Source organism: Sulfitobacter sp. HI0129, assembly GCF_001635395.1.
GTDB lineage: Bacteria > Pseudomonadota > Alphaproteobacteria > Rhodobacterales > Rhodobacteraceae > Sulfitobacter.
Genome location: NZ_LWGH01000824.1, coordinates 1 through 927, shown reverse-complemented (window position 1 = coordinate 927; position 927 = coordinate 1). Strand labels below are relative to the sequence as shown.

Here is a 927-nt window from a genome sequence, read left to right as displayed (position 1 = left end):
GTTCCCTACATCACCGATGCGCTTAAAGCCTACGAGTTCACCGTTCGCCTCGGTATCGCGACCAATACGGACGATGCCGAAGGCGAGGTCATCGCCCAATCCGATCTGCGCCCCGATGATACGTCGATCAAGGACGCTCTGGGGTCTTTCGTGGGCGATATCGAACAGGTTCCGCCGCAGTTTTCCGCGGTGAAGGTAGATGGCCAGCGGGCCTACAAACTGGCCCGCGACGGGGAAGAGATGGAACTGGCCGCGCGCCCGCTCTGGGTGGAGAGCCTGTTGCTCATCGATCGGCCCGATCCTGATCACGTCACACTGGAAATGGTCTGCGGAAAGGGCGGCTATGTCCGGTCCATCGCGCGGGATCTGGGCCAGAAACTGGGCTGTCTGGGCCATGTGCGCGAATTGCGCCGCGTCTGGTCCGGCCCCTTTCAGGCGCGCGATGGCCTCACCCTCGACAGAGTAGAGGAGCTGGCCCGGACGCCTGAATTGGATGCCCATCTGCTTCCCCTGGCCACCGGGCTGAACGAACTGCCGGAAGCCAAGGCGACCGCAGAGGGGGCCACCAAACTGCGCAACGGCAATCCCGGCATGGTGCTCAACGCAGCCGGAATCGAATATGGCGACGAATGCTGGGTCTCCTACGATGGGACCCCGGTCGCCGTAGGCCGCTACAAGGCAGGAGAGGTCCACCCTTCACGGGTTTTCAACCTTTGACCCCTGGAACGGGCGCATGCTGATCCGCGAACACGAAGAGGCTGGCACATATTCGCAGGTGGTCTATTCCGACTGCGAATCCTACCGCTACAGCCTGACCCGGGAATGGGACAGAGGCGCCCGGCGGGTCATGTTCGTGATGCTCAATCCATCCAAGGCGGACGAGATCGCCAACGATCCGACGGTCGAGCGCTGCGAACGCAGGGCGCG

The 927-nt window shown here is 62.8% G+C and carries 2 protein-coding genes; both read left to right on the top strand.

Going from position 1 to position 927, the window contains the following annotated elements:
• The coding region (locus tag A3764_RS19525; protein WP_067951987.1) for a tRNA pseudouridine synthase B at positions 1-717 on the top strand (717 nt) is incomplete at its 5' end.
• Positions 718-733: 16 nt separating this feature from the next.
• Positions 734-927 (top strand): DUF1643 domain-containing protein (locus A3764_RS19520; protein WP_150122319.1); only part of this gene is annotated, 194 nt, incomplete at its 3' end.